Below are 21,863 nucleotides of genomic sequence, written 5' to 3' on the forward strand. Positions count from 1 at the left end.
ATGATAAAATGATATAGAGGTTAAGCAATAAGAATAGGTGGGGTGGAAAATGAATAAGAAGAACATACTTCCAGAAGGAACAAGGGATTTAGTATTAGATGAATGTGCAGTAAAACGTATTTTAGAAAAAGACATTGATAAGCTTTTTGAAAAATGGGGATATAAAGAAGTTATAACACCGACGCTGGAGTTTTATGAAACTTTCAACTATAATTCACAAACTCTAAGAGAAGAAGATATGTACAAGTTCTTCGATAATAGGGGGCGTATATTAATTTTGAGGCCAGATATGACAATTCCAATAGCAAGAGTTGTGGAAACTAAGCTCAAAGATGTAGAATTACCAATAAAGCTTAGGTATACCTCGAATGTTTTTAGAGTTCACGCAAGTCTTGGAGGAAAGAGGAATGAATATACAGATTGCGGTGTTGAATTTATAGGACTTGAAGATGAAAAATCTGATTTGGAAATATTAGTATTGGCATTAGAAGCTTTGAAGAAATTAGGATTAAATGATTTTAAGCTTGAAATAGGAAATATCGGTTTTTTTAATGGGGCATTCAAAAATTTAGAAATAAAGCAGGAATATAAAGAGGCCATTGCGCAGTTTATAGAAGATAAAAATATGAAAAGTTTAGAGGATTACTTAGAGGATTTAGATATAAAGGAAGAGTATAAGGCATTTTTTAATAAGTTGCCTTGGATGTTTGGAGATAAACAGATCTTGGAAGAGGCTAAAAAATTAGCATTTAATGAAGAGATAAGAAAAAATCTTGATTATTTAGAGGCGCTATACTATGAATTAGATTTGTTGGGCTATGGTAAAAATGTGACGTTTGATTTAGGGATGGTTCCGAGACTGAATTATTACACAGGAATTATTTTTAGAGGTTATGGAGAAGGTGTTGGCAATACATTGTTGAGAGGTGGGCGATATGATAATTTAATTGAGCTCTCAAAAAAATGTGTTCCAGCAGTAGGATTTTCGATAGATATTGATGCTGTGATTCCAACTGTAAAGTTCAATAAAATAGCAAGTGAAAAGGAAAATATATATAAGATATACTATAATAAAAATGCTAGAATTGAAGCTATTAAAAAAAGTGAAGAGTTTAGAAATCAAGGGTATATTGTTGATTTATTACCAAATGAAGATGTAAAAGAAATAAAAGTAGTTAAGGGTGGGGAATATTAAAAATGAGCATAAGCATAGCATTAACAAAGGGAAGATTAGAAGAAGAAACCATAAAGATCTTAGATAAGGCTAAATTCGATCCTTCAGAATTAAAAAATAAAGGTAGAAAACTTGTGTTTAAAGATAAAACGCAGGATATAAATTATTTTTTGGTAAAGGCAGCAGATTCAATAACTTATGTTGAACATGGAGTAGCTGATCTTGGAGTTGTTGGAAAAGATACTATTTTGGAAAGTGATAATAATTGCTATGAAGTTTTGGATTTAGGATTTGGAAAGTGTGGATTTATAGTAGCATCATTACCAGAAAGTGATATTTTCAAAAAGGTTGGTCATATAAAAATAGGAAGTAAATATCCAAAAGTTGCAAAGGATTATTTTAAAAAGAAAGGGATGGATGTAGAAGTTATAAAAATAGAGGGCTCAGTAGAACTTGCACCAATATTAGGCCTATGCGATGGAATTGTGGATATCATGGAAACCGGAACAACTTTAAAGGAAAATGGTTTAGTTGTTATAGATAGGATTTGTGAAATAAGTGCTAGATTGATAGTGAATAAAGCTAGTTTTAAAATGAAGCAGAATGAAATATGGGATTTTATAGATAGGATTAAGAAAGTGATTAATAATTGACAAAATTCGTGAGATGTTGATAAAATTGATTATGATATCTTGAGTAATTAATAAAAAATAATAAATAAAATTTAAAGAGTATTTTTTGTTGTTATTACTTTTTATCAAGTCAAAGGGGGGCTATTAATTATATGTTAAATTTAATGGAGATTACTGAGAGTAATAAAGAAAGCTTAATTAGTGAACTTAAAGGTAGAGTTACAGAAACAGAACAAGAGATAATCTCAAGTGTAAACAGTATTCTATCAAGAGTGAAAAAAGATGGGGATAAAGCTTTATTTGAACTTACGAAGTCATTTGATAAGGTTGAACTTGAAACTTTAGAAGTGTCAACTCTTGAAATTGATGAATGTTTTAATAAAGCGGAGAAAGAGTTCATTGAAGCATTAGAAGAAGCTAAAGCAAATATAAAGGAGTATCACGAAAAACAAAAATCAAATGGATTTTTAATGACAAAAGATAAAGGAGTATACCTAGGGCAGAGAGTATTGCCTTTAGAAAGAGTTGGAGTTTATGTCCCTGGTGGAACCGCTGCTTATCCATCATCAGTGCTTATGAATGTAATACCTGCAAAAGTAGCAGGAGTAGATGAAATTATTATGGTAACTCCACCAGATAAAAATGGAGGGATTAATCCATATATTGGAGTGGCTGCGAGAATAGCAGGAATTAATAAAATATATAAAGTTGGAGGAGCACAAGCTGTTGCGGCTTTGGCTTATGGAACAGAAAGCATTAAAAAGGTTGATAAAATTGTTGGACCAGGAAATATATTTGTTGCTACTGCAAAGAAATTGGTATTTGGAGAAGTTGATATAGATATGATTGCAGGGCCTAGTGAAATATTGGTTATTGCTGATGAAAAATCTAATCCGAGTTTTGTAGCAGCAGATTTAATGTCACAGGCAGAGCATGATAAATTAGCATCATCAATATTAATCACAACATCAAAAGAATTACACAAAAGAGTTGAGATGGAGTTGGAACGACAAGTAAAGACTCTTGAAAGAGAAGAAATAATAAGAACTTCTCTTAAAAACTTTGGAAGCACAATAATTTGCAGAACAATAGAAGAATGTATTGACATTTCTAATTCTATAGCGCCAGAGCATTTAGAACTAATGGTAGATGATCCAATGAAATATTTAGGTATGGTTAGAAATGCAGGGTCTGTATTTTTAGGAAGATACTGTCCAGAGCCTATAGGAGACTATTTTGGAGGAACAAATCATGTATTACCTACAAGTGGTACAGCAAGGTTTTTTTCACCGTTATCAGTTGATAGTTTTATAAAAAAATCTTCTTTCATTTATTATTCAGAAGAAGCACTTATGGAAAATGGAGAAAAAATTATAACATTAGCAAGCAAGGAAGGACTTACAGCTCATGCTAATTCTGTGAAAGTGAGATTAGAGAATGGGAACTTATAATGAGTATATAAATTCGTATGATGAGTATACAATAAATCTAGATAGCAATGAAATTTATCTAGAGATGGACCCAAAGATACTAATGAAAATGAAATCTTGCTTAACTAATGTACTTTTCCATAGGTATCCTACAAATGAGATGACTACCATTAAAGAATTATATGCAAATTATGCAAATATAGAGAGCAAAAATATAATTGTAGGAAATGGGTCTGATGAAATGCTTGAACTTGTTGTAAGTAAGGCTATTAAAAATGGAAAGAAGGCATTAACTCTAGGACCAGATTTTACAATGTATGATTTTTTTGTTTCAAGATTTGGTGGAGAATTAAAGAAATATGATATAGGCAAAACTATGAATTTTAATGTTCAGGAATTTATAAATATAGGAAAACAAGAAGCCGTAGATCTAATTATTTTTTCAAATCCCAATAATCCTACTGGAATTGGAATAGAGTTAGAAGATATAGTTAGTATTTTAGAAGTTTTTAAAAATACAGTTGTTCTTGTGGATGAGGCTTATTATGAGTTCTACGGAAAATCAATGATTCCATATATAAATAAATATAAAAATTTGGTTGTTACAAGAACCTTGTCAAAGGCTTGGGGGCTTGCATCGTTGAGAGTAGGATTTTTGATAACTCATGAGAATAATATTTCTGAATTATTAAATTATAAAATTCCGTATACAATAAGTTCGTTTTCGCAAAATTTAGCCTCAATGGCTTTGAGATATCCAGAAAATGTCGTTAAAAATGCAAAACAAATAGTTAAACAAAGAGAAGAATTATATGAGAATTTAAAAGAGATTGAAAAAAACGCTGCAATGAAAATACAATTCTATCCGTCAAAGGGAAACTACATTTTTGGACGAACACCTCATAAGGAAGCTCTTATTAAGGGACTTGAGAGTAATGGGATAATAATTAGAAATTTTAATGATGACAGCTTCAGAATTACAGTTGGCTCACCAATGCAAAATAGGAAAGTAGTTGAAGGAATAAAGAAGATTTTTATATATGTATAAATACTGGCATATTTAGGAAAGTGATAAGTTGGTATGTTGATTTATTTAAATGGATAATCTTCTGCCCAATAAAAAATAATCATATCATCTGCATATTATTTTCTTAGATATGCTTGACTATAGAAAGATTATGTTTTATATAGGTATTATTAATATATAGAATTCTTTTGGAACACTATATTTAAAATACAATTATTCGTTTTAAGGAGAATTAGTATGTCAGATAGAAGCTCAAGAAGAGAAAGAATAACTAAAGAAACTAGTGTTAGGGTAGAAATTGACTTAGATGGAAACGGGAATAGTGAAATAAATACAGGGATTGGATTTCTAGACCATATGTTAACTTTGTTTTCATTTAATAGTAAGGTTGACTTGAATGTATTTGCTAAAGGTGATTCATATGTATGTGATCATCATACGATAGAAGACATCGGAATAACATTAGGGGAAGCATTCAAAGAATCACTAGGAGATAAGCATGGAATAAACAGATATGGAACTTTTTATGTACCAATGGATGAAACGCTTGCTTTAGCGTCAATTGATGTGAGCAATAGACCTTTTTTGGTTTTTGATTGTGATTTTAAGAGAGAAAAAGTTGGAGAAATGTCAACTGAAATGGTGGTTGAATTTTTCAGAGCCTTTGCATTTAATGCCGGAATAACACTTCATTTAAAAGTTTTATACGGTGAAAATGATCATCATAAAATAGAAGCCTTATTTAAAGCTTTTGGAAGAGCAATTAAAGAAGCTATATCTAGAAGTAGTGACAATGATATACCATCTACTAAAGGAAGTTTATAAAAAATTATAAAAAAGAAAAATGAATAATTATGATTATTAATAAGATATTTATAAAATTTGGGGAATAGAGATGTTAATTTATCATTTGTTATTCATTTTAATCTTTATTATAGGAGGGGGTTATATAATGATAGTTATAATAGACTATGGAATGGGAAATTTAAAAAGCGTTAAGAATGCCTTGGATTATCTTGAGATTGAAAATAAGATTTCATGTAATGAAGATGAAATCAGAGATGCTGATGCGTTAATATTACCAGGTGTTGGAGCGTTCCCTGATGCTATGGAGACTATTGAAAAATTATCTTTAGACAAAATAATATCAGAAGAAGTAAGAAAGAATAAACCGCTTCTTGGAATATGTCTCGGTATGCAATTATTATTTGAAAATGGATTTGAAGGAATTGAAAGAAAAGGCCTCGGCTTATTAAAAGGTAATATTATTAAAATGAAAGATGATAAAGTTAATAATATAAAGATCCCACATATCGGTTGGAATGATTTGGTGTTTAGTAGAAGCGATGAACTTTTTAGAGGTATAGATGAAGGGGAATTTGTCTATTATGTGCATTCTTATTTTGCACAAGGTTATAATGATGAAGATTTGGTGGCATACAGCGAATACGGGAAAAATAAGATACCAGGTGTTGTTAGGTGCAAAAATGTAATAGGGGCTCAATTTCATCCGGAAAAAAGTGGATCTGTAGGCTTGGCTATTTTAAAAAATTTTGGGGAGTTGATTAAATGATAATTTTACCAGCAATTGATATAATTGATGGCAAGCCAGTAAGATTGTATCAGGGAGATTATAATAAAAAAGAAATTGTTGCAGATGATGTGTTTGAAACAGCAAAATCTTTTCAAGATATAGGAGCGGAATATATACATTTAGTAGATTTAGATGGGGCTAAAAATGGAAGTAATCAAAATCATGAGTTAGTAATCAAAATTGCTAAAGAACTTAATATTCCTGTGGAACTAGGTGGCGGAATAAGATCTTTTGAAACTATCAAATATCTTTTAGATAATGGCGTAGCAAGAGTAATTCTAGGAACAATAGCAATGGAAGATGAGGAGTTACTAAAAAAGGCAATATCAATATATGGCAGTAAGATAGCAGTGGGAATAGACTGCAAAGACGGTAAAGTATACGGAAGAGGATGGCTTGCGGCTAGTGAGCTAGAGTATATAGAATTTGCTGAAAAGATGGAGAATATAGGTGTTAAAAATATAATAGTGACTGATATTAGTAAGGATGGAACTTTAGAAGGACCTAATGTGGAAATGCTTAAAAAACTTAAAGAAACAGTAAGTATTGATATTACAGCTTCTGGCGGAATTAAGGATATTGAAAATATAAAAGAATTAAAAGATATAGGCTTATATGGGGCAATAACAGGTAAAGCTATATATGCTAAAACATTGTCTTTAGAAAAAGCAATAGAAATTTCTAAAGAGGGGAGATAAATGAATGCATACTAAGAGAATTATTCCATGCCTTGATGTAAAAGAAGGAAGAGTTGTTAAAGGAGTTAATTTTGAGGGGTTGGTCGATGTAGGTGATCCTGTTGCTCTTGCAGAATATTATAATAGTCAAGGTGCAGATGAATTAGTATTCCTAGATATAACAGCAACTCATGAAAGACGGGGCATAATGGAAAAAGTTGTTCAAAGTGTAGCTGAAAAAATTTTTATCCCATTTACAGTAGGCGGTGGGCTTCAAACTTTAGATGATATAAAGTTAATACTTAGAGCGGGAGCAGATAAGGTGAGCTTAAACTCAGCGGCTGTTAGAAATAAAATGCTTATAAAAGAAGGAGCTTTCTATTTTGGAAGTCAATGTATAGTATTGGCAGCCGATGCAAAGAAAAGATCTGATAATACAGGATGGAACGTTGTAATAAACGGAGGAAGAATTGATACAGGATTGGATCTGCTAAAGTGGGTTGAAGAAGCAACAGCACTTGGAGCTGGAGAAATTCTTTTAACATCTATGGATGCAGATGGAACTAAAAAAGGCTTTGATTTGGAATTAACAAAAGCTGTAAGTAATATAACTAATGTTCCAGTAATAGCTTCAGGTGGATGCGGTTGTTTAGAAGATTTTTATGATGTATTTAAAAATAATATAGCGGATGCAGCACTTGCCGCTTCTCTTTTTCACTATGGGGAATTAACTGTTGATGAAGTTAAGAGATATTTACATGATAAAAATATTTCAGTACGTATATAAGTTTAATATTATATAAAAAAGCAAATAGCTAGTATATACCTGAAGGGAGAAGAATTGTATGGAGAGTTGCAAGAGAGTAGAGCAAGTTGATTTTGAAAAGATGAATGGATTGATTCCAACTATAGTTCAAGATTATAAAACTAAAGAGGTTTTAATGTTAGCCTATATGTCAAAAGAAAGTTTAAATAAGACATTAGAAGATAATACAACTTGGTTTTATAGTAGAAGTAGAGATGAACTTTGGAATAAAGGAGCAACTTCGGGACATTTTCAGTATGTGAAAGAAATAAAAATAGATTGTGATAATGATACTATTTTGATATTAGCTGAACAAGTTGGGGCTGCATGTCATACAGGAAATAGAACTTGTTTTTATAGAGATTTGTAATTTATAGATGGGAAGTATTGGAGGATTAAAAATGGATGAAAATATAAGAGCTTTATATGAGACTATATTAAAAAGAAAAACGGAAGGTGAAGAGGGATCCTATACGAAGTATCTTTTTGAAAAGGGAACAAACAAGATATTAAAAAAAGTTGGAGAAGAATGTACGGAAGTTATAATTAGTTGTAAAGAAAATAATAAAGAAGAACAGATAAATGAGATTTGTGATCTTACTTATCACTTACTTGTTCTAATGGCTCAAATGAATATTTCAATTGAAGAAGTAGGAGCAGAATTGGAAAAGAGGAGAACTAAAATTAATAATTTTAAAGGTGAGAGAAAACCGATAACAAATGTTTAAATAAATTCTATTTGTAATTAAGCGGTATTATAAGTATAAAAGTAGGATTGTTTGTCTGAACAATCCTTTTTTTGATGTTAAGATGCTGAAATCTGAATAACATAAGTTTTAGAATTACAAAATTTTAACGGTTGATTGTCAATTATAAGTTGAGTATTATAATATTAGATAAACACAAAGTAAGTTTTTTTATTAATTATAGGCAAGAATACTTATAATATCAAATATAAAAAAGAAAACCTGTATATATAGTACAGGTTTTCGCATGTCCACTCGAGAAAGGAAATAAATGAACATGTTATTGTGGGTTTATAAAATTTTATGGCGATAAACCATAAAGTGTATGGGCATATTTGTTACAATATTGATAATTTAATTATACAATAATCACAAAAAAAAACAATAATTTTTTATATTATGACAATTAAAATATAAGGGGAATAAGTAAGGTTTACGTTGCTAAGCAAATGTCTTTTTGTATAGAAAAAATTATAAGAATTTATAGGTGTATAATATAGATATTATGTAGAAACTAATTTAAATTTGATATAGATTTAGAAGTGAAAATTTTTAATTATTATATTAATATATAAATTCAATATTAAAATATATAATGACAAGTTTAAAAATAAAATAATATGTGTAGGAGAAAAAAATGATTAAAATATATAAGGAAGACTTATTGAAAAACACTATAGATTATGAAGAGTATTCAGAAAATGTTTGTAAATTAACACTAGAGGAACTTAAAAAAGAAGGGTTATTGCAATGCGGAGGCTGCTGTTTAAAGGGAGAAAATAAAAAGGATAAGTGCTCAAATTGTAATAGCAAGAACAGTTGTAAAAAATAATATTATCTTTTGATCTAGGATTATATGATTACAAAAATATAAAATATATTGTAGATTTAAACAAAAGAATAATATATAATGAATTTGTTTATATTATAATACATTAGAAAGATTTGGAGGGGGCCATCTTTGGGAAAGCCAAGTATTTTTAGTAGAGAATATGAAAAAAGGATGAAGCGAAGAAGAAGAAATGCGATAATAATATTTTTGGCAATAATATTAATAACATCTGCGCTATCAATTAAAATAGCGTATAATCCAATAGATTATAAAAATATTAAACAAAATATACAGGCATGGATTGATAGTGATACTAATAATTCTTCAGAACAAACTAAAGCAGAAAAAGAAGAAACATCTGATGAAAAAAAAGATGAGGAGGTAGTTGAAGAAGAGCCTCAAAAACCGGTAGAAGAATATATAAATATAACTCTAGCGAGTGGAAATATTGCAAAAGCAATTTATGTAGATGATGCTAATGCTGGAAAAGTTTTTAAAACTTTAGATACTAATGATAGTGGTGTTAGTTACAGCATAAGTCCATCTGGTAAGGAAATAATTGTAGGAGATACAAATTCAATAATTACTCTATATAATTTAGATGGAACAAACAAGGTGATATCAAAAGATCAATATGTATCTACAAGTGGAAGTGTTTTTACTAAAGAAGCTACAATTCAATCAAATCCAAAATACTTATGGAATCAGAATCCAAAATTTATTAGTGAAGATAAAATAATATTTGTAACTAATAGGCCATATTTTGGAGCTGGAAATCTTAAAAAGTATGTATGGATGACTGATACTTCAAATAATGAAGATAAGGTTATCTGGGATTTAGCTGGAGCTAATATAGAAATTGGTGAAAAGGAAGAAAAAGGCGTTAAAATTACTGTTGATGGTAGAGTTTATTTTATCGATGTAAATGGTAATTATATTCAATAGAGATAATATTAATAAATTATTTGATAAGATTTAAGTGTTTATGGTATAATGACTTAGTTAAATTAGATGCACACTATTTAGGAGGAAAGAATAAAATGAAAGCTAAAGTGGAAAAAATAGAAACAAATGTGATAAAATTAGAAATAAGGGTTGAAGCTGAAAAATTCGATGCAGCATTAACTAAAGCTTATAATAAGAATAAGAGCAGATATAATATACCTGGATTTAGAAAAGGAAAAGTTCCTATGGCAATGGTTAAAAAGTTCTATGGAGTTGAAGTATTCTATGATGATGCTGTTAATTTTGCTATAGATGAATCATATCCAGAAGCATTAAATGCAGAAAATATTAGACCTGTAGATTATCCACAAGTTGATATAGTAGAATTAGGAGAAGGTAAAGAATTAGTTTATACTGCTACAGTTACTACTTATCCAGAAGTAGAACTTGGAGAGTATAAAGGATTAGATATAAAGAAGCCTGTATATGAAGTAGAAGATACTGAAATAGATAAGCAAATTAAAGAAATGCAAGAAAAAAATGCTAGAATAGAAGTTAAAACAGAGGGAAATATAGCTAAAGGGGATATAGCTGTTATTGATTTCAAAGGATACATAGATGGAGTTGCTTTTGAAGGTGGAGAAGGCTCTGATTATTCTTTAGAAATAGGTTCTGGTACTTTCATTGATAATTTTGAAGAACAATTAATCGGTTTAGCAGTTGGGGACAAAAAAGAAGTAAATGTTACTTTCCCAGAAGCTTACGGAAAAGAAGAATTAAACGGAAAACCAGCAATGTTTGAAGTTGAAATTAAGTCAATTAAAGTTAAAGAATTGCCAGAATTAGATGATGAATTTGCTAAAGATGTATCAGCAGTTGACACATTTGCAGAATTAAAAGAAAATCTTAAAAAGACATTAGAAAAAAATAACGATGAAAAAGCAGAAAGAGAATTCGAAGAAGCTGTTATAACTGCAGTAATTGAAAACTCAAAAATGGATATTCCAGAAGTTATGATAAATAAAGAAATTGATGCCATGATGCAAGATCTTGAAGGAAGATTAAAATATCAAGGTTTAAGCTTAGAACAATATATGGAATTCACAGGAAATACAACTGAAAAAATGAGAGACTTTATGAAAGAAAATGCAGAAAGAAAAGTTAAAGCTGATTTAGTTCTTGAAGCTATTGCAAAAACAGAAGAAATTAAAGCAACTGAAGAAGAATTAAATGCAAGAGCTTTAGAATTAGGAAAGATTTATGGACCAAAAGACCCAGAAAAAATGGCTAAAATCTTAGTTAAGTCTCAAAGAAACATGATTGAAAAAGACATAATATTAGAAAATACTTTAAAATTCTTAAAAGAAAATTGCAAATAATTTATTTTAATATATAATATAAAATAAGAATGCCAATTATAAATTGCCAGAAAAAAATTTTTTTCTGGCAATTTATTCAAATAATAATTAACAAAGTAATAAAAAAAATATATAATTAGAATTAGAAAAAGTATAATAGTAAAAGGAGGATTTATATGGCTTTAGTACCTATGGTTGTAGAACAAACAAGTAGAGGAGAACGTTCCTATGATATATTTTCAAGATTATTAAAAGAAAGAATAATCATGTTAAGTGGAGAAGTAAATGATGATAGTGCTAATTTAATAGTAGCACAATTATTATTTTTAGAAAGTGAAGATCCAGATAAAGATATATATCTATATATAAATAGTCCAGGAGGATCAATAACAGCTGGAAATGCTATATATGATACTATGCAATATATTAAGTGTGACGTATCAACAATATGTATAGGAATGGCAGCTTCAATGGGAGCATTTTTACTTTCTTCTGGAACAAAAGGAAAGAGATTTGCACTTCCAAACGCTGAAGTTATGATACATCAACCACTAGGCGGTTTTCAAGGTCAAGCAACAGATTTTGAAATACATGCTAAAAGAATATTAAAGATGAAAGAAACTTTAAATAGAATTTTAAGTGAAAATACTGGTAAGCCTTTAGAAACAATTAAAGCAGATGTAGAAAGAGATAACTTCATGTCTGCAGAAGAAGCTAAAGCTTATGGGTTAGTTGATGAAGTAATAACTACGCATAAAATAGGAAAAGATAAATAAGATTGAATTTTCAATTTATACGTTTTTAAGTGAGGTGAATGTATGGCTAAATATGATGAAAAGAAGCAGTTAAAGTGTTCTTTCTGCGGCAAAACTCAAGAACAAGTAAAAAGATTAATTGCAGGTCCGGGAGTATATATTTGTGATGAATGTATTGATTTATGTTCTGAAATTATAGCAGATGAATTCCAAGAAACTGTTGATTTTGACCCTAAAAGTGTACCAAAGCCAAATGAGATTAAAGAATACTTAGATTCTTATGTCATTGGGCAAGAAAGAGCAAAAAAATCTTTAGCAGTAGCAGTTTATAATCATTATAAAAGAATTAATACTAATAAAGAAGATATTGATGTTGAATTATCAAAAAGTAACATTTTACTACTAGGGCCAACTGGTTCAGGTAAAACACTACTTGCTCAAACATTAGCAAGATTTTTAAATGTACCTTTTGCAATTGCTGATGCTACAACATTAACAGAAGCTGGATATGTTGGAGAGGATGTAGAAAACATTCTTCTTAAACTAATACAGAATGCAGATTATGATGTAGAAAAAGCTGAAAGAGGCATTATTTATATAGATGAAATAGATAAAATTGCTAGAAAATCAGAAAATCCATCTATTACTCGTGATGTATCAGGTGAAGGTGTTCAACAAGCATTGTTAAAGATACTAGAAGGAACTGTTGCATCTGTTCCTCCACAAGGTGGAAGAAAACATCCTCATCAAGAGTTTATCCAAATAAATACTTCTAATATATTATTTATTTGTGGTGGAGCTTTTGATGGTGTTGATAAGATAATAGAAAATAGAACAAGAAAGAGTTCTATGGGATTTGGAGCACAAATTCAAGCTAAACATGAAAAGGATGTTGGAAGCTTACTTAAAGAAATTATGCCAGCAGACTTATTAAAGTTTGGGCTAATTCCTGAATTTGTTGGAAGACTTCCAATACTAGTTACGTTAGAGTCTTTAGATAAAGAAGCTTTAATTCAAATTTTAACTAAACCTAAAAATGCTCTTGTAAAGCAATATAAGAAATTATTCGAGCTAGATGATGTTAAGTTAGAGTTTGACGAAAAGTCATTAATCGCAATAGCAGAAGAAGCGATTAGCAGACAGACAGGTGCTAGAGGTTTAAGAGCTATTATTGAAGATATAATGAATGAAATAATGTATGAGATACCTTCTGATAATAGAATAACTAATGTTATAATAACTGAAGAGGCTATTAAAGAGAAAAAGCAGCCTAGAATTGAAAGAGTAGAAGAAGGAAAGATTAGACCTACTTTAGTAAAAGCTAGAACTAAGAAAGATATTGAATCAGCTTAATTATTAGCGAGAATAATAAGTCAGTATATATTTTTTAATATATACTGACTTATTTAGCGTTTTTTACAAGTTTTTAGTATTTTAAATATTGGATTATTTTTATTTATATTTCAAAATCAAGAATATATTTGCAATAATAAGCAAATAATACTAATAATAAAAATTGAAGGAGGCAAAGTATATTTACTTTAGTAATAATAAGGAAATAAAATGTATATATTAGTAAAGGTAAGTATATTTAAAGATTATGACAAATATATTAATGATTTTGCAAATTATAGTTCTAATTCTCATGGTTTATGTTATGTGTAATGCAATAAGTAAACCACAAAAAAATAGGGAGATAATAATTGATAGGGAAAATACTAAGGAATTAAATAATCTAAATAGATTAAGACAAATAAGTTTATCTAAGCCACTTACTGAAAAAAGTAGACCATCTAGTTTTGATGAGGTAATAGGGCAAGAAAAAGGTATTAAAGCATTAAAGGCTGCTCTTTGCGGACCGAATCCTCAACATGTTATAATTTACGGACCACCAGGGGTTGGAAAGACGGCGGCAGCTAGATTGGTGTTGGAGGAAGCTAGAAAATCTAAACTATCGCCATTTACAGAAAAGTCAAAATTTGTTGAGTTAGATGCAACCACATTGAGATTTGATGAGAGAGGAATAGCAGATCCGCTAATAGGTTCAGTGCATGATCCGATTTATCAAGGAGCTGGTTCTTTAGGTATAGCTGGAATTCCGCAACCAAAGGCAGGAGCTGTTACAAAAGCTCATGGAGGTGTATTATTTTTAGATGAGATTGGAGAGCTTCATCCAATTGAGTTAAATAAGTTATTAAAGGTATTAGAAGATAGAAAAGTGTTTTTAGATAGTTCATATTATAGTTCAGAAGATGCTAATATGCCTAAGTACATAAAGGAAGTATTTGAGAATGGGCTTCCTGCAGATTTTCGATTAATAGGAGCAACAACAAGAGCGCCACATGAAATCATACCAGCTATAAGATCAAGATGTGTTGAAATCTTTTTTAGAGCATTATTGCCTGAAGAAATAGAGAAAATAGCTGAAAATTGTGTTAATAAAGTTGGATTGCAAATTTCAAAAGATGGTGTTGAAGAAGTAAGTAAATATTGCACAAATGGCAGAGAAGTAATAAATTTGATTCAGCTGGCATCTGGAATTGCTATTAATGAAGATAGAAGTGAGATTACATTAGATGATATTAAGTGGGTATTAGAGAATGGACAGTATAATAAAATAATTTCAAATAAGATACCATCTCAATCTAGAGTTGGGGTTGTTAATGGATTAGCAGTATATGGAGCAAACATTGGAATGTTAATGCCTCTTGAAGTTAGTTGTAAGAAAGTTACAGGTAGAAGAGGCGAACTTAAAATAACTGGAATAGTTGAAGAGGAAGAGATAACTAATAACAATAAAAAAATAAAAATGAAAAGCACTGCTTTTGCATCTGTTCAAAATGTGCTTACAGTATTAGATAATTTATTCGATTTATCAACTGATAGATATGATATACATGTAAATATATCAGGAGGAATACCAGTTGATGGCCCATCAGCTGGTATAAGTATTGCAACAGCTATCTATAGCGCTATAACTAAACAGAAAATAAATAGGTTTGTTGCTATGACTGGAGAAATAAGCATATTAGGATCTGTAAAAGCTATAGGAGGAGTTAAGGCCAAAATATCTGCAGCATTTAAAGCTGGTGCAAAAAAAGTTATAATTCCACAAGAAAATTATGATGAATCACTACATGAAATATGTGAAATAGAAATAATTCCTGTAACAAATTTTAAAGAGGTAATTAAGTTGGCTATAGAAGAAGATATAATTAATGAAAGCGAGCGAGAAATATTATCAGCTGAAGGCAATAACATTTTGAATAACTTGTAAAGTTATATTTTTAATTAGTACAGTAAAATATGAATAAATCTTAATATTTTTACACTTTTTCTTTTAAAATTAATATATTATGTTATAATAGATAAACTAAATAGTATTTATAGTAATGTATATGCTGTTTTATTAAACAAAATTATTGTAAGTTTACAAAGCAAGTGACTAGGTATATTTGTTTTGTAAACTATACAATATATAATGAGTTTTTTATTTTTAGAATCATTGAAAAAAATATTTATTATGTGTATACTAGATAAGTCAAAATAAATAATGTAATTAAGATATGGGGGGAAATAGTACTATGAAAAAGCTATATACGATTCCGCTAATTCCTTTAAGAGGATTGACTGTTTTTCCTAGTGTGGTTGTACATTTTGATGTGGGAAGAGAAAAATCCATAGCAGCTATTGAACAAGCTATGTTAGATGAACAAGAAGTTTTTCTTGTAGGCCAAAAAGATTCAATGATAGAAGAACCTAATCAAGATGAAATATATTCGATTGGAACCATATGTAAAATAAAGCAAATCTTAAAGATGTCTGATAATACTATTAGAGTTCTTGTGGAAGGCCAAGAAAGAGGTAAAATAGTTAAATATATAGAGGAAGAAGAAAGTTATATAAAAGTTTCAGTAAAAAAATTAGATGATAAAGTGGTTAAGAATGAGGAATTAGACGCCTATATTAAATTCTTGGATAAAGAATTTATGAAACTACTTAAGTTAAGTGAAGATAATTTTGGAGAAGCAGTTAAATCAATAGATTCACTGGAAAAACCAAGTCAGTTTGTAGACATGGTAGCTTCTTATGCAATAACTGATGAAAAGCTTAAGCAAGAAATTTTGGAAATAGTAGATATAACGAAGAGAGTAGAGAAAGTATTAGAAAGAATTAAAATAGAGATTTCTATAGCAAAAATCCAAAAAAAGATTGCTAATAAAGTAAAGAATACAGTTGCGAAAGAGCAGAAGGAATTTTATCTAAGAGAGCAGTTGCGTGCTATTCAAGAAGAATTAGGTGAAGATGATGAGGACAAGAAGGAAATAGCTAAGTATGAAGAAAAAATCAAGAAAGCTAAACTTCCTAGTGAAGTTAAAGAAAAGGTTAATTACGAGTTATCAAGACTTAAAAATATGAGTCCTACGTCATCAGAAGGCAATGTTGTAAAGGCATATTTAGACTGGGTATTGGATATCCCTTGGGGTAAGAATACAAAGGAAAATATTAATGTTGCTAAAGCAAGAGAGGTTTTAGATAATGAACACTATGGATTGGAAGACGTTAAAGATAGAATTATAGAGTATTTGGCAGTAAAACAATTCAGTAAGTCTCAAAAAGGACCTATTCTTTGTTTGGTTGGCCCTCCAGGTGTAGGAAAGACATCTATAGCAAAATCTATAGCTAATGCCATTAATAGAAAATATACAAGAATATCTGTAGGTGGAATGAAGGATGAAGCTGAAATAAGAGGTCATAGAAAGACATATGTTGGTGCGATTCCAGGTAGAATAGTCTATGCAATGAAAGAGGCAAAATCTATGAATCCATTAATGCTTTTTGATGAGATAGATAAAATTAGTTCAAGCTATAAAGGTGATCCATCTGATGCATTATTAGAAATATTAGATAGTGAGCAAAATAAAGATTTTAGAGATAGTTATTTAGAAGTGCCAATGGATTTGTCTAAGGTTATGTTTATAGCAACAGCAAACTCTTTAGAAACCATACCAAGGCCGCTTTTAGATAGAATGGAAGTTATTGAAGTATCTGGATATACGTATGAAGAAAAATTCAATATAGCTAAAAATCATCTTATTCCTAAGATATTTAAAGAACTTGATATTCCACAAGATAAAATTGAGATAGAAGATGATTCTATTAAAATGGTCATTGAAGGATATACAAGAGAATCAGGAGTTCGTGGGTTAGAAAGAAAATTAAGTTCTTTAATAAGAAAAGTATTAGCAGAAATGTTAAAAAGAGAACAAAAAGAATTTTTGATTAATAATGAAAGCGTTGAAAAATTATTAGGTAAGAAGACGTTTGATTTTGATCAAATAGACAAAGTGGACAAGGTTGGAGTAGTTACAGGAATGGCATGGACTGCATATGGAGGCGATACGCTTCCAATAGAAGCTATGGTTATGACTGGTTCAGGAAAACTTGAACTTACAGGTAAGCTTGGAGATGTTATGCAAGAGTCGGCAAGAACAGCATACAGTTATGTTAGAGCTAATGCGATTAAGTTTGGGATAAATGAAACTTTTTATAAGGAAAAGGATATTCATATTCACGCACCAGAAGGTGCAGTGCCTAAGGATGGTCCATCGGCAGGCGTGACTATGGTAACTGCACTTGTATCAGCACTATCTGGTAAGAAGGTTAAGCATAATGTAGCAATGACAGGTGAAGTTACATTAACAGGAAGAGTGCTTCCGATTGGTGGGCTAAAGGAAAAATCTTTAGCAGCATTTAGAGCAGGAGTAGATACTATAATAATTCCTAAAGAAAATGAGAAAGATATAGATAAGATACCGAATTCGATTAGAAATAGCTTGAATATTATTTCAGCTAAAGAAGTTAATGAGGTATTGAAAAATGCACTAATTGGAGAGGATACTAATGAGAATTAAGAAATCAGATTTTATTACGTCAGCAGTAAAGAAGAATCAATATCCTATAGATAATAGAGTGGAAGTTGCATTTGTTGGAAGATCTAATGTAGGAAAGAGTTCGCTGATAAATTCATTAACCAATAGAAAAAAACTTGCAAAGGTTAGTCAGACTCCAGGAAAAACTAGATTAGTTAACTTTTTTCTTATAAATGATGATTTTTATTTAGTTGATTTGCCTGGATATGGATATGCAAAAGTTTCAAAGGCGGAGAAGGATAGCTGGGGGAAAACTGTTGAAATGTATTTGACTGGAAGAGAACAGCTAAAAAGAGTTGTTTTGCTTGTAGATTCAAGGCATAAGCCAACAGGTGACGATATAATGATGCATGAATGGATAAAACACTTTGGTTATGATGTTATAGTAGTTGCTACAAAGAGCGATAAACTTACACGGAATGAATTGAAGAAAAACGAGAAGGTTATAAAAGAAACGCTCAAATTAAATCCAGATGACAAATTATATTTTTTCTCATCATTAAATAAAGATGGGAAAGATGAACTAATAGATAATCTTTTCTTAGAATTTGCGACAGATTTAGATTAGTAAAATACTTTTTATAAATTTTTGCATAATAGTAAACAAATAACCTCTTACAGATATAATATTTGTAAGAGGTTATTTCTATTTAAGTAATGACATTATTTCTTAAAATAGTTGATAAAAAATTTAAATAATTATAAGTTATAAAAAATAGTGTCAAAAATTTTAGGTAGGAATAATATATAGTATAAAAAAGAAAAAAATATTTCCAAGGAGGAATAAATATGGAGATGAATGATATCCTAAATGGTTTAAATTCATGTGATGACGATTGTTGTGATAACAGTTCTAGTTGCGGGCCAAACTTCGGAGGACCAGGTATAGGAGGATTTCCAGGAGCAGGTTATGGCTTTGGACAACAAGGATTTGGAAATGCTTGTGGCTGCGGATTTGGTAGCTGGATTTGGATTTTATTAATATTATTTTACTGTGGATGCGGCAGAAATAGACGAGGAAATGACTGCTGCTGTGAAAAAAAAGAATGCTGCTGTGAGAAAAAAGAGTGTTGCTGCGGTAGCGGAAGCGGAAGCTATGGTAGTGGATTCTTAAGCAACTGCTCACCATATTTGTTTATATTAGTAATACTATTCCTTTGCAATAATAACTTTAATGGTGGCTGTGGAATTGGAGGCGGATTCAATCCTGGCTTAGGCGGAGGATATAATAACAATTTTGGTTGCGGTGCTAGCTGCTAAAATTCTGAATTTTTAGGAAGGAGAGATAAATATGTCTAGAAAGAAGAATAAATGTTGCTGTGAAAAGAAACATCATGAGTGCTGCTGTGAGTCTAATAATTCAGGTTTATTTGGAGGCGGAGGAAGTGGCTGCACACCAATTATATTCCTATTAATAGCATGCGGATCAGGTTTATTAAACTGCAATAAATCTTATTTGATTATTTTACTATTCTTATTATGTGGTGGCTGTTTCACTGACTTTTTAGGAAGTGGAAACCAAGGTAGTTATTGCTGCTAGGATAGTGGATAGAGGGCTTTAAAGCCCTCTAAAAAAATGCATAAAAATATAAACATTTTTAGAATGATATACATATATTAAAAAGAGACAATTTTAAGTGAGAGGATTTTAAAATGGCTAAGCATAAACATAGAGAACAAGGTCAAACATCAAGTGATACTAGTTCTAATATTAATGATAATGCTAGAAATGCACCTTTTGGAATTGATCCTATGCAGTTAATGGGATTACTAGGTGGAAATTTTGATATGAATAATATGGGGAATATGTTAGCTTCAATGAATACAAATGGATTTAATTTGGGAAATTTAAATTCAATAGCTCAAATGATGGGGTTAAATTTAGATAATAACTTATTTCAAGGAAATATGAGTGGAAGTCAAAGTAATGTAAATAATAAGAATATGTATTCAAATCCTAAAGAATATTCTAGCAATACGAATCCTAAAAATTCTGAAAATCTAAATGAAGATAAAGGTGTTAAAAAGAGCAATGTTACAACCAATAAAAACATTAAGGATAAGGATGCGAACTTAGAATTTTTAATGGCAATTAGAAGCTATGCTCATCCGGATAGAATAAAGTTTATTGATAGAATCATTGAAGCTTATAAGAATGGAGAACTCAAAGAAGCGTAAAAAATAAAAATTATTTTTTAAATTGTGTATACAAAAAGAAATCATGTCAATAATATTAATGTAATAGAGAAAGTATTCTCTTACAAACTTAATGGATTATTATTAAGTAAGACTTGATTTAGATAGGTATTTCCATCTAAAATCTAGTTAAACTTATCCAGAAGTTTAATGCCGTTTGGTTAACATTTAAAGAGTTTGATGTGTTAATGGCAGTTCAACTATCGGATAAATTTTTTACTTCATTAAGTAACCCCTCATCCCCCTTTAGGCCGCTAATGCGGCCTTTTATATTTATTTAGCTTTTTGTATACTATTTATTTTATAAGAAGAACCTTGCTTTTCAAAATCTATTAATAATATCAACTCACTCTTATTATTTGTACCTTTAAGATTGCTTTTTTCAAAAGATAGTCTCCACCTTATAGCTGACGGCTCTAATGAGTCAGTCCACTTATAATCATAGAAAAAGGCATTTTGAAAAGTATACGAATAATTATCTTTGTCTAAACTCCAAAGTAAAGATAAATTCTCCTTGTCAATTGCAGAAGAGAAGATATCAGGAAGATCATCAACTACGTAAGGAAGTTCAACTAAATTAATAAAACTTGTTGCAGAATCTAATGATGGAAGATTTGTATTATCCTTACTAGTATCTAAAATATCATTATTAATGAGCATAAAGCTATTTAATGAAGAAAGCCCTTCTGATGATGATATTGAATAACATTGAGGAGTCTTAGAATTTTTACAATCCAATATACCAAAAATATTATTATTACTTGAATAAAGCAAATCAAAGTTTTTCTTATTCCACTTAAATACATAAGAGGTAGATTTATTATTTTTAGAGCCAAGAAGTATAATTTCAGGAATATTATCTCTAGAAAGATTATGAAAATAAACTTTAGGCTCAAAATGAAGATTAGTTGTGAAAAGTGTTTTGTCACTAAGCTGATTTGAAAGATAATGATCATTATCAAAACAATTTATATTAAAATCAACCTTATTTTGTGAACTTAATAATTGAAAAGTATCTTTTTTGCCATCACCTGTTAAGTCGTATTGTGTATTTTGGGTAATGTTTATTGGAGACATAGTTTGTAAGGACTTAAACTTATTAGAAATAAAGTAAACCATACTTAAAATTAAAAATAATGCTGATATATATAGTACTGAGTTTACTAAAATCCTTTTCTTTAATATTATGATTTTCATTATGTATCACCTCAATAAATTATATGTTGATATAGTGATGCATATTAATAATATAAAAGCGATAAAATAAAAAAAGACCATAACTTCAAGCAAAATATTTCTTGCCTAAGTTATGATCAGGATGAAAAAGATAACAATTATTTGCAGTTGCTACAATAACCATAAAAATAAACCTTATTTGAAACAATCTGATAATCAGTATGCTCTTTTGCCAAAGCATTAAGATTATCTAGAGATAGATCTTTAAAATCATCTACTCTTCCGCAACTTAAGCATTGTAAGTGAGGATGAGGTAATAAATTACCATCATATCTAAAGTTTCCTTCACCAACATTTATTTCTTGAATTAATCCTACATCAACTAATGTTTTTAATGCTTTATATACAGTAGCTAAACTCATAGTTGGATATTGGATATGAATATCAGAATAAATAACGTCTGCTGAAGGATGAGAAGTAGTATTAATTAAATAGTTATATACTGCAAGTCGTTGAGGAGTTAATTTTAGCTTTTTTTCTTTGAAAACTGAAGCTATTTGATCCATTTTAAAAACCTCACTTC

At 29.8% G+C, this 21,863-nt stretch carries 23 protein-coding genes; 21 read left to right on the top strand and 2 right to left on the bottom strand.

Going from position 1 to position 21,863, the window contains the following annotated elements; genetic code table 11:
• Window positions 1–49 precede the first annotated feature (49 nt).
• The 21 genes from hisZ (at window position 50) to PZA12_RS07340 (ending at window position 20,086) form a co-directional block, all read left to right on the top strand.
• Entirely contained in the window at window positions 50–1,195 is a 1,146-nt protein-coding gene (gene hisZ, locus PZA12_RS07240; protein ID WP_103697683.1) for an ATP phosphoribosyltransferase regulatory subunit, read from the top strand.
• 2 nt (window positions 1,196–1,197) lie between these two features.
• Entirely contained in the window at window positions 1,198–1,827 is a 630-nt protein-coding gene (gene hisG / locus PZA12_RS07245) for an ATP phosphoribosyltransferase (RefSeq protein WP_041895184.1), read from the top strand.
• 131 nt (window positions 1,828–1,958) lie between these two features.
• Window positions 1,959–3,257: a histidinol dehydrogenase gene (hisD, locus tag PZA12_RS07250; RefSeq protein WP_103697684.1), complete on the top strand. Its 1,299-nt coding sequence runs from the start codon at window positions 1,959–1,961 to the stop codon at window positions 3,255–3,257.
• Window positions 3,244–4,284, top strand: a complete 1,041-nt coding sequence (locus tag PZA12_RS07255; protein ID WP_078114946.1) for a pyridoxal phosphate-dependent aminotransferase — start codon at window positions 3,244–3,246, stop codon at window positions 4,282–4,284. Before hisD ends, PZA12_RS07255 begins: the two co-directional genes overlap by 14 nt.
• Window positions 4,285–4,500: 216 nt before the next feature.
• The gene (gene hisB, locus PZA12_RS07260; protein ID WP_041895193.1) at window positions 4,501–5,088 is read left to right on the top strand and encodes an imidazoleglycerol-phosphate dehydratase HisB; all 588 of its coding nucleotides are present in this window, start codon (window positions 4,501–4,503) and stop codon (window positions 5,086–5,088) included.
• 127 nt (window positions 5,089–5,215) lie between these two features.
• A complete protein-coding gene (gene hisH / locus PZA12_RS07265; RefSeq protein ID WP_077837958.1) occupies window positions 5,216–5,836 on the top strand; it encodes an imidazole glycerol phosphate synthase subunit HisH in 621 nt (206 codons plus the stop codon).
• Window positions 5,833–6,555: a 1-(5-phosphoribosyl)-5-[(5-phosphoribosylamino)methylideneamino]imidazole-4-carboxamide isomerase gene (hisA, locus tag PZA12_RS07270; RefSeq protein ID WP_103697685.1), complete on the top strand. Its 723-nt coding sequence runs from the start codon at window positions 5,833–5,835 to the stop codon at window positions 6,553–6,555. The genes hisH and hisA overlap by 4 nt, the downstream gene beginning before the upstream one ends.
• Window positions 6,556–6,559: 4 nt before the next feature.
• Window positions 6,560–7,321 carry an imidazole glycerol phosphate synthase subunit HisF gene (gene hisF / locus PZA12_RS07275; protein WP_103697686.1) on the top strand — a complete coding sequence of 254 codons (762 nt, stop codon included), beginning with the start codon at window positions 6,560–6,562 and terminating at the stop codon, window positions 7,319–7,321.
• Between the two features lie 58 nt (window positions 7,322–7,379).
• Entirely contained in the window at window positions 7,380–7,709 is a 330-nt protein-coding gene (gene hisI, locus PZA12_RS07280; RefSeq protein WP_077837955.1) for a phosphoribosyl-AMP cyclohydrolase, read from the top strand.
• Between the two features lie 31 nt (window positions 7,710–7,740).
• On the top strand, window positions 7,741–8,067 hold the full coding sequence (gene hisE, locus PZA12_RS07285; protein WP_077837954.1) for a phosphoribosyl-ATP diphosphatase: 327 nt from the start codon (window positions 7,741–7,743) through the stop codon (window positions 8,065–8,067).
• Window positions 8,068–8,722: 655 nt separating this feature from the next.
• Window positions 8,723–8,917 (top strand): hypothetical protein, encoded by a 195-nt coding sequence (locus PZA12_RS07290; RefSeq protein ID WP_077837953.1) that lies wholly within the window; start codon window positions 8,723–8,725, stop codon window positions 8,915–8,917.
• Window positions 8,918–9,046: 129 nt separating this feature from the next.
• Window positions 9,047–9,862 carry a hypothetical protein gene (locus tag PZA12_RS07295; RefSeq protein ID WP_103697687.1) on the top strand — a complete coding sequence of 272 codons (816 nt, stop codon included), beginning with the start codon at window positions 9,047–9,049 and terminating at the stop codon, window positions 9,860–9,862.
• Between the two features lie 95 nt (window positions 9,863–9,957).
• Entirely contained in the window at window positions 9,958–11,241 is a 1,284-nt protein-coding gene (gene tig, locus PZA12_RS07300) for a trigger factor (RefSeq protein WP_103697688.1), read from the top strand.
• 155 nt (window positions 11,242–11,396) lie between these two features.
• On the top strand, window positions 11,397–11,996 hold the full coding sequence (gene clpP, locus PZA12_RS07305) for an ATP-dependent Clp endopeptidase proteolytic subunit ClpP (RefSeq protein WP_077837950.1): 600 nt from the start codon (window positions 11,397–11,399) through the stop codon (window positions 11,994–11,996).
• 42 nt (window positions 11,997–12,038) lie between these two features.
• On the top strand, window positions 12,039–13,328 hold the full coding sequence (gene clpX / locus PZA12_RS07310; protein WP_011968662.1) for an ATP-dependent Clp protease ATP-binding subunit ClpX: 1,290 nt from the start codon (window positions 12,039–12,041) through the stop codon (window positions 13,326–13,328).
• 247 nt (window positions 13,329–13,575) lie between these two features.
• A complete protein-coding gene (gene lonB, locus PZA12_RS07315; RefSeq protein ID WP_077837949.1) occupies window positions 13,576–15,252 on the top strand; it encodes an ATP-dependent protease LonB in 1,677 nt (558 codons plus the stop codon).
• A gap of 307 nt (window positions 15,253–15,559) precedes the next feature.
• Window positions 15,560–17,890 carry an endopeptidase La gene (gene lon / locus PZA12_RS07320; RefSeq protein WP_077843491.1) on the top strand — a complete coding sequence of 777 codons (2,331 nt, stop codon included), beginning with the start codon at window positions 15,560–15,562 and terminating at the stop codon, window positions 17,888–17,890.
• Window positions 17,880–18,476, top strand: a complete 597-nt coding sequence (gene yihA / locus PZA12_RS07325) for a ribosome biogenesis GTP-binding protein YihA/YsxC (RefSeq protein WP_077843492.1) — start codon at window positions 17,880–17,882, stop codon at window positions 18,474–18,476. The genes lon and yihA overlap by 11 nt, the downstream gene beginning before the upstream one ends.
• A gap of 221 nt (window positions 18,477–18,697) precedes the next feature.
• Complete coding sequence (locus tag PZA12_RS07330; RefSeq protein ID WP_077843493.1) at window positions 18,698–19,168, top strand: hypothetical protein; 471 nt, start codon at window positions 18,698–18,700, stop codon at window positions 19,166–19,168.
• Between the two features lie 31 nt (window positions 19,169–19,199).
• The gene (locus tag PZA12_RS07335) at window positions 19,200–19,448 is read left to right on the top strand and encodes a hypothetical protein (protein WP_077837945.1); all 249 of its coding nucleotides are present in this window, start codon (window positions 19,200–19,202) and stop codon (window positions 19,446–19,448) included.
• Window positions 19,449–19,561: 113 nt separating this feature from the next.
• On the top strand, window positions 19,562–20,086 hold the full coding sequence (locus tag PZA12_RS07340; RefSeq protein WP_078114952.1) for a hypothetical protein: 525 nt from the start codon (window positions 19,562–19,564) through the stop codon (window positions 20,084–20,086).
• 291 nt (window positions 20,087–20,377) lie between these two features.
• Here the strand turns inward: PZA12_RS07340 and PZA12_RS07345 are convergent, their stop codons facing one another.
• Window positions 20,378–21,301, bottom strand: a complete 924-nt coding sequence (locus tag PZA12_RS07345; RefSeq protein ID WP_103697689.1) for a hypothetical protein — start codon at window positions 21,299–21,301, stop codon at window positions 20,378–20,380.
• Between the two features lie 137 nt (window positions 21,302–21,438).
• Window positions 21,439–21,846 (bottom strand): Fur family transcriptional regulator, encoded by a 408-nt coding sequence (locus tag PZA12_RS07350; RefSeq protein ID WP_103697690.1) that lies wholly within the window; start codon window positions 21,844–21,846, stop codon window positions 21,439–21,441.
• Between the last annotated feature and the right edge of the window lie 17 nt (window positions 21,847–21,863).

The sequence above is a fragment of the Clostridium beijerinckii genome, from assembly GCF_036699995.1.
In the GTDB taxonomy this organism is placed as follows: Bacteria; Bacillota; Clostridia; order Clostridiales; family Clostridiaceae; genus Clostridium; species Clostridium helianthi.